The organism is Bradyrhizobium sp. 22, from assembly GCF_000482425.1.
Taxonomy (GTDB): Bacteria; Pseudomonadota; Alphaproteobacteria; order Rhizobiales; family Xanthobacteraceae; genus Bradyrhizobium; species Bradyrhizobium japonicum_B.
Genome location: NZ_KI519400.1, coordinates 1788853 through 1793744, shown reverse-complemented (window position 1 = coordinate 1793744; position 4892 = coordinate 1788853). Strand labels below are relative to the sequence as shown.

Sequence of the window (4892 nt, the reverse complement as noted above, 5' to 3'; positions counted from 1 at the left end):
CAAACGCTACAATCTTCTCATCGCGCGACGACGAGCCCAGGTCGAGACCACTTTCGCCACCCTCAAACGCCGCATGCGACTGACCTGCATCCGCTACGTTGGTCTGATGAAGGCAAGCGGGCAGGTCCTACTCGCCTCGATCGCCTTCAACATGAGGCGGTGGGCCACGATCGCGGCCTGAGCCGCCCACCGAGGGCGACAACTACAGACTTGCCGGGCAATTGCCGTGTCCGTGTCCCTCTCTCCTGACGGCCTCAGCCTCAAAGGCCGATAACGCAACAGGCCCACAAGGGGAGAAGGCAGAAGAGAACGTTCATCGCCGCAATCACCTTCCCCTGAAATTCGCCGCGCGCCGCTCTTCCGTCGCCTTCACGCCTTCCCTAAAATCCTCCGTCGCGCGCAGGCGGGTCTGTTCGGCGAGCTCGTGGTTGGTCGCCGCCATGACGCGGTCGGCGAGCCCGTTGCGCATCGTGGCGCGGGTCGAGAGCAGGCCGAGCGGGGAGCATTCGGCGATCTCGCCGGCGAGCTTCATCGCGGCCGCCTTGACCTGGTCCTGCGGGACCAGCTCGTTGGCGAGGCCCCACTTGTAGGCCTCTTCGCCGGTGACGCGGCGGCTGGTGTAGAACATCAGCTCGGCGTTGTTCTTGCCGATCAGCTCGGGCAGCGTCACGGTCAGGCCGAAGCCGGGATGAAAGCCGAGCTTGGTGAAATTCGCCGAGAAGCGCGCCTCGGGGCAGGTGACGCGGAAATCGGCCGAGACCGCGAGGCCGAGGCCGCCGCCGATGGCGGCGCCCTGCACGGCGGCGACGATCGGCTTCTTGGCGCGGAAGATGCGCACGGCCTGGATGTAGAGATGGTTGATCGGCCCGAGGCTGTCGGCGGGGTCGCCCTTCTTCTCGGCCTCGCGCGCCTCCTGCGCCTGCCGTGCCGGATCCTGGAAGTTGGCGCCGGCGCAGAACGCCTTGCCCTGCGCGGAGAGAACGGAGCTGCGGATCTCGATGTCACGGTCGAATTCGTCGAGCGCGTCCGCGATCTGGTTGATCAGCGAAATGTCGAAGAAGTTCAGCGGTGGGCGGCGGATCTCGATGGTGCCGACATGCCCGACCTTCTCGACGCCGATGTCTTTAAACGTGCTCATGATGTCCTCGATTGTTTAGCCCAAGCCAAGTCCGCGCGACTAGCGCAAGCCCAGCCCGCGGGCGATGATGCCGCGCAGCACCTCGGTGGTGCCGCCCTGGATGGTGAGCTTCGGCGCGGTCTTGATGGCGAAATCGAGCTGCCGCTCCAGCGTCTCGCGGTTGGTCGCGGTCTCCTCGACGAAGGCGGCAAGATCGCGGACGCGATGCGGCAGCTGCTGCTCCCACACCGTGCCGATGTCCTTGACGATGGAGGCCTCCACCACCGGCTCCTTGCCCGCCTCGAGCATGCCGGCCACCGAGACCGACATGCGCCGCATGGTGTGCAGCTGCGCCACCAGGCGCCCGATGCCCTCGGCGCTGCGCGTGTCCGGATTGGGGCCGACCGCGCGCACCAGCTCGGTCAGCACATAATAGGTTTCGAGGAAGCGCTCGGGGCCCGAACGCTCATAGGCGAGCTCGCTCGTCGCCTGCTTCCAGGCGCCATCGACCTCGCCGAGCACGTGATCATCAGGGATGAAGTGATCGGTGAAGACGACCTCGTTGAACTCGTACTGGCCGGTGATCTGGCCGATCGGGTTCACCTTGATGCCCGGCTGCTTCATCTTGACCAGGAACTGGGTCAGGCCGTGGCGGCGGTTTTCCTTGGTCGGCGGCGAGGTCCGGAAGATCGCGATCATGTAATCGGCGATATGCGCCGACGAGGTCCAGATCTTGGTGCCGTTGATGAGATAGCCGCCGTCGGTCTTGGTCGCACGCGTCTTCGCCGCGAACAGGTCGGAGCCGGAGTTCGGCTCGCTCATACCGATGGCAAAGCAGACCTCGCCGCGGCAGATCCGCGGCAGGATCTCCATCTTGATATGCTCGGGCGCATATTTCAGCAGCACCGGCCCGCTCTGGCGGTCGGCGACGAAGAAGCGCCGCGTCGGCGCGTTGGCAACGCGCATCTCCTCGGTCACCACGTAACGCTCGAGGAAGGAGCGCTCCTGGCCGCCATATTTCTTCGGCCAGGTCATGCCGAGCCAGCCCTTGGCGCCGACCCGGCGGGAGAATTCAGGCGCGTCGGTATCTTCTCGATTGGGCTTGTGCGGATCGAAGGTGCCGGCGGCGATCTCCTCGGCGAGGAAAGCGCGTACTTCCTTGCGCAATTGCTCGCACTTTTCGGGCAGGCGGATCGGATCGAAACGAAGCGCAGCGGTCATGTGTTTCTCTCCCTGATCAGCGCGACGCCACCAGCGGCCACAATTCGTCGGCGCCGCGGTTTGCCACCAGCTTGCCGAGCTCGACGGCCCAATGGCTTTCCGAGCCGAAATCGTCGCGCCAGGCCAGCGCCCGCAGCGAATAGCGGTGCAGGATGTGCTCGATGGTGAAGCCGATCGCGCCGTGCACCTGATGCGCGATGGCGCCGCCCTTCTCCGCGGCTTCGGCGCAGCGGATCTTGGCGGAGGCCGCTTCGAGATAGACCTCGTCGTTGAACGTCCTGGCGTTCGCGATGGCGTCGGCCGCGGACGTTGCGGCCGCAAGGGCCGCGGCGGATTCGCCGGCGAGGCGGGCGAGATTGTGCTGCACCGCCTGGAATTTCGAGATCTTCTTCTCGAAGGCGACGCGCTCGTTGGAATAGCGCACGGAGATGTCGAGCATCGATTCCAGCGCGCCCGCGATCTGCAGGCTGCGCGCAACGCCGCCCATCAGCATCAGATGGGTCTGGTCAACGCCATCAGGCGCGGGCTTCAGCGTGACGGGCTGGACCTTGTCGAGCGTCACGGTATCGCTGTGGTCGTAGCCGACATTGAGGCCCGACTCGATGCGCGCCTTGCCGGCGTCGACCAGCGCGATCGCGACACCATCCTTGCCATGCGCCAGCACCGCGAAATGCTTCGCCGCCTTCGCAAAAGGCACGCCGCGGGCGCGACCGGAGAGCGAACCGTCGGCATCGAGAATGATGCGGTCCTTCGGCGAGGCCGGCAGCACCGTCATCTCGCCCTCGGGGGAAGCAATCTTCGCCTGCGCCAGCAGCCAGCCCGCCAGCATGGTCTCGGCCAGGGGAACCGCGACGGCGAAACGGCCGGCAGCATTGAGCAGGGCAAAGCCGTCGGCGAGGCTCGCGCCGGAGCCGCCGAGCTCATCGGGCACCCAGGACAATGGCAGGCCGGCCTCGCTCAGCGCCTGCCATAGCGGCGCCTGCCAGGCACCCTTCTTGTCGTTGTTGATGGTTTGCGGATCGGCGAGATCGGCGAAGATCTTCTCCGCGGTCTCGACGACGATGTTGTCACTCTCCGCCACAGCGTTCCCCGTGTTTTGCCGTTGGCGCCTCCCACCAGGCTAAGCGGGCGCGCAGGTCTTCTTGCGCCCGATGATCCGAAAAAGCCATGGCCCTGACAAGCGTTGATCGCAGGTCAACCTGCGGCGCGGGCATGGGCGCAAGGATCGAGGGGAAGCTAATTCCGCTTAGCGGAGTTTGCTCGATTTGCAGGGCGCCGCAAACTCGCTAAACAAGGCGCGAACGATCAGAGCCACGGGGAAGGAAATCAGATGGCCAAGGACAATCTGTGCGCAATCGTGACGGGGTCTGCTTCCGGGCTCGGTGCGGCGACCGCCGAAATTCTCGCGCGCAGCGGGGCGCGGCTCGTCATCAACTATTCGTCGAGCCAGAAGGAGGCCGAGGCCACCGCGGACGTCTGCCGCAAGGCCGGCGCGGCGGAAGTGCTGGTCGCGCAGGGCGACGTTTCAAAGGACGAGGATTGCCGCAAGATCGTCGCGGCCGCCAGCGGATGGGGCCGGCTCGATATCCTCGTCAACAATGCCGGCACCACCAAGCATGTCGCTCACGCCGATCTCGATGGATTGTCGGCTGAGGATTTCCAGCGGGTCTATGGCGTCAACACCATCGGCCCGTTCCAGATGGTGCGCGCCGCGCGCAGCCTGCTCGAGGCCGGCGCGAAAGCCTCGGGGCGGCCCTCCGCCGTGGTCAACGTGTCCTCGGTGGCCGGCATCAGCGGCGTCGGCTCGTCGATCGCCTATGCCGCCAGCAAGGGCGCGCTCAACACCATGACGCTGTCGCTGTCGCGCGCGCTGGCGCCGCTGATCCGCGTCAACACCGTCTGTCCCGGCTATATCGACACGCCCTGGTTCACCAAGGGCCGCGGCGAGGCCGGTGCCAAGCAGGTGCGCGACAGCGTGGTGGCGAAGGTGCCGCTGAAGGTCGCTTCAAGCGCCGAGGACATCGCGCAGCTGGTCTGCTTCCTGGCGATGCCGGCGTCCAGCAACATGACCGGCGAGGTCGTGCGCATGGACGCGGGGATGCATTTGGTGACGTGACGGGCGCACGCGCTCTCTCTACGTCATGGCCGGGCTTGACCCGGCCATCCACGTGTCGCCACGCAGATCAAAAGACGTGGATGCCCGGGTCAAGCCCACGGCTGTCCGGTTTAATTTTCGTAGACAGGGCGCATGGCGTGGATTCTTCTGCGGTCTTGAGCATCGCCAAATGTTCGAGACACGCCAGGAGAGTCCCGCCATGCGCCACCACAATACAGTATTTCACGGCATTCTGAACTTGGTGCCGTGGGGTGTTCTGGATCGGCTTGTGGACAGGTACCAGGCCAACAAGCGGGTGCGGCGGCTCAGCACACAGGATCAGTTTGTTGCGATGCTGTACGCGCAGCTTTCGGACGCCCAGAGCCTGCGGTCGATCGAGGCCTCCTTCGAGAGCCATGCCGCACGGCTCTACCATCTCGGAACCAAAGAGCTGTCGCG

Annotated in this window: 6 protein-coding genes; 3 read left to right on the top strand and 3 right to left on the bottom strand. The window is 65.5% G+C overall.

Annotated elements, in window-relative coordinates; all coding sequences use genetic code 11:
- The coding region (locus K410_RS37660; protein WP_155253850.1) for a transposase at positions 1-181 on the top strand (181 nt) is incomplete at its 5' end.
- A gap of 144 nt (positions 182-325) precedes the next feature.
- On the opposite strand, the gene K410_RS0133895 is transcribed toward K410_RS37660, so the two are convergent.
- From K410_RS0133895 to K410_RS0133885, 3 genes are read right to left on the bottom strand one after another with little or no spacing between them, the layout of a single operon-like run.
- Positions 326-1138, bottom strand: a complete 813-nt coding sequence (locus K410_RS0133895; protein WP_028138987.1) for an enoyl-CoA hydratase/isomerase family protein — start codon at positions 1136-1138, stop codon at positions 326-328.
- A gap of 39 nt (positions 1139-1177) precedes the next feature.
- The gene (locus K410_RS0133890) at positions 1178-2338 is read right to left on the bottom strand and encodes an acyl-CoA dehydrogenase family protein (RefSeq protein WP_028138986.1); all 1161 of its coding nucleotides are present in this window, start codon (positions 2336-2338) and stop codon (positions 1178-1180) included.
- 16 nt (positions 2339-2354) lie between these two features.
- A complete protein-coding gene (locus K410_RS0133885) occupies positions 2355-3419 on the bottom strand; it encodes an acyl-CoA dehydrogenase family protein (RefSeq protein WP_028138985.1) in 1065 nt (354 codons plus the stop codon).
- Positions 3420-3668: 249 nt separating this feature from the next.
- On the opposite strand from K410_RS0133885, the gene K410_RS0133880 reads away from it, so the two are divergent.
- Together K410_RS0133880 and K410_RS40720 are read left to right on the top strand one after the other, a co-directional pair.
- Entirely contained in the window at positions 3669-4454 is a 786-nt protein-coding gene (locus K410_RS0133880; protein WP_028138984.1) for an SDR family NAD(P)-dependent oxidoreductase, read from the top strand.
- A gap of 199 nt (positions 4455-4653) precedes the next feature.
- Positions 4654-4892, top strand: a 239-nt coding sequence (locus K410_RS40720; RefSeq protein WP_196235991.1) for a DUF4372 domain-containing protein, incomplete at its 3' end; no start/stop codon positions are given.

Bases quoted from the DNA above. Each gene is read 5' to 3' on its own strand.
- K410_RS0133890 (WP_028138986.1), bottom strand. From the start codon at position 2,338: ATGACCGCTGCGCTTCGTTTCGATCCGATCCGCCTGCCCGAAAAGTGC.
- K410_RS0133895 (WP_028138987.1), bottom strand. From the start codon at position 1,138: ATGAGCACGTTTAAAGACATCGGCGTCGAGAAGGTCGGGCATGTCGGC.
- K410_RS0133880 (WP_028138984.1), top strand. From the start codon at position 3,669: ATGGCCAAGGACAATCTGTGCGCAATCGTGACGGGGTCTGCTTCCGGG.